The organism is Candidatus Aminicenantes bacterium (genome assembly GCA_026393855.1).
In the GTDB taxonomy this organism is placed as follows: Bacteria; Acidobacteriota; Aminicenantia; order Aminicenantales; family UBA4085; genus UBA4085.
Genome location: JAPKZJ010000119.1, coordinates 1 through 2,487, shown reverse-complemented (window position 1 = coordinate 2,487; position 2,487 = coordinate 1). Strand labels below are relative to the sequence as shown.

The window sequence follows — 2,487 nt, the reverse complement described above, 5'->3', positions numbered from 1 at the left end:
ATGGTGATGATCTTGGCCGGCAGGGCCCGCAGGCGGGCGGCCAGGTCCTCGAGCCAGCGGGCATGGAGATAAAAACCTTCTTTGCCCTGCACGACGCGGCGGCGCTCGATCAGCCGGGCCAGCATCGCTTCCAGGCGGTCGGGCGCCAGGTTGAGCTGCTCCCGGATGTCGTTGAGCGAGACGGCCCGGAAATCGCCGCCGAAGCAAAGCGTCTCCAGCTCCACCAGCATTTTTTCCTCGCGCGGCGGCAGAGTCGGCTGGAACTTGGCCAGGGCCACGACGTTGCCCTCTTCGCGCAGGCGGCCGTCATGGACCAGGGCTTTGAGGGCCAGCTTCAGGATCGCGGAAGGGACGTCGAAGTGCTCGGCCAGGCGCTTGCGCTCCATCCCGGGGTCCTTGGGGTGATGGGCATGGAAGGCGTCGACATAGGCCAGGATCTTGCCGCCCAGGAAAGCGACCGCGCCGTTGCCGATGAGATGGAGGGGAGCGAAGGAGAAGATGCGGACGCGGCCGGCCTCCTCCAGGCGCTCGGCCAGGGCCAGCAGCTCGGCGGGCTCGAGGGGAAGCTGGACGGTCGCCTCGTCCTCGCGCAGACCGCGCAGGCCCCGGGCTTGGACCAGGGCGTCCAGCTTGGCCATGTCGCCGGGGTAAGGCTCGGCGCCGGGCGCGGCAGAGGGAAGCGGCGGCAAGGCCGTCAAGTCAACGGCTTGGGCGCGGGGAGCGGAACGGCGTGCGGGCTTGGCGGGAGTCCGGACGGACGCGACGCGGCGAACCGGCTTCTTCTTTTTTTTTGAGGCGGGGGCTTTTTTCTTCGCGGGGGCCGGCATGGCTTTATTCTATCAAAATCTCTCGAGGCCGCAAAAAGAGGCTATTTAAGCGGGGACAAGCGTCAGGCGGCGGAGCATCGGATCGACGGCGGCAACAATGACCCGCAGCTCCTGGCCCAGCTCGAACTTGCGGCCCGTCCGCCGGCCCGCCAGCACGGCGGGCGATTTGCGGGCGAAATAATCGCCGCCCAGATCGGCGAAGGCGACCGTCCCCTCAACCATGAACTCCTCCAGGGCCACGATTAGCCCGGCCCGGCCGATGTCGGTCACGACCCCCGTGAACTCGTCGCCCAACCGCTCCTTGAGCAGGCGGAAGATGCGCCACTCGGTGAGCTCCTTTTCGGCCGCATCGGCCCGCCGCTCCCGCGCCGAGCAGTGGGCGGCCTGGAGGGCGATCTCGGGCAGCTCGAGCCGCCCGCCCCTCGTCACGGCCTTGAGGACGCGGTGGACGAGAAGATCGGGATAGCGCCGGATGGGCGACGTGAAATGGGTGTAGTCGGTCTGGGCCAGGCCGTAATGGCCGATGTTCTCGTCCGCGTAGACCGCCATCCGCAGGGACCGCAGGACCTGGACGTTGATGAAGGTCTCGGCCGGCTTGCCGGCGGCCGCCCGGATGGCGGCCTGCAGGTCATGGGAGCGGACCAGCGCCGGCTTGGGCAGGACGATGCCGAAATGGGCCAGGATTTCGGCAAGCTTTTCCAGGTCCGCCTCGTCCGGCTTGTCGTGAATGCGGTAGATCGAGGGGACCGCGAGGCGCGCCAGGTGGCCCGCCACGGCCACGTTGGCCGAGACCATGAACTCCTCGATCAGCTTGTGGGCTTCGTTGGTCGCGAATCCGGCCACTCCGGTCAGCCGGCCTTCGCTGTAGACGAGCTCGGGCTCGATCATGTCGAAGTCCAGACTTCCGGCCTCGAGCCGGCGGCGGCGGAGTATGGCGGCCAGCTCGCGCATCGCGAGAAGGTCGGGGATGATCGCGCGCAGCCGGCTTCGCTCGCCGGCGTCGCCCTCGAAGACGGCGAAAACCGCGTCGTAAGTCAGCCGCTCGGTCGTCCGGATGAGCGAGGGAGTGAACTCCGAGCGGACGACCCGGCCGTCCGGATCCACCTCCATGAGGACGGAGAAGGCCCGGCGGTCGACCCGCGGCCGCAGACTGCAGACGTCGTTCGAGAGACGCTCGGGCAGCATGGGCAGGGTCTTGCGGGGGAAGTACACGCTGGTGGCCCGATCGTAAGCCTCCCGATCCAAGTCCGTCTCGGGCCGGACGTAGTGCGACACGTCGGCGATATGGACGCCGAGCAGGCGCCGGCCGCCCTCCAGGACCCGGATGCTGACCGCGTCGTCGAAGTCCTGGGCCGTCTCGCCGTCGATGGTGAACGTCGTCCATTCGCGGAAGTCCGCCCGGGCCCCGCCCTCGTCGTCGGGCCGGGCGGCAGCCGCCTCCGCCTCGGCTTCCACGGCAGGCGTGAAGGTTTCGGCCAGCCCGTGCCGGGAAGCCACGACGTGGACGTCGACCCCCGGGTCGTCCGGGAATCCGAGCACTCCGGTCAGGGCGAGCCCGGTCCGGTCGACGGCCACGATCATGCCGGGCTTGGGGAAATGGCCGTGCAGCGATTGGATCGCGACTTCCTCGGCCCCGGCCGTGTCGAAGGGGGCGAAATAG

The 2,487-nt window shown here is 68.7% G+C and carries 2 protein-coding genes; both read right to left on the bottom strand.

Annotation, left to right across the window (positions count from 1 at the left end):
* A partial coding sequence (locus NTZ26_14760; GenBank protein MCX6561761.1) for a hypothetical protein occupies positions 1-827 on the bottom strand: 827 nt, incomplete at its 3' end.
* Positions 828-872: 45 nt separating this feature from the next.
* On the bottom strand, positions 873-2,487 hold a 1,615-nt coding region (locus NTZ26_14755), incomplete at its 5' end, for a VacB/RNase II family 3'-5' exoribonuclease (protein ID MCX6561760.1).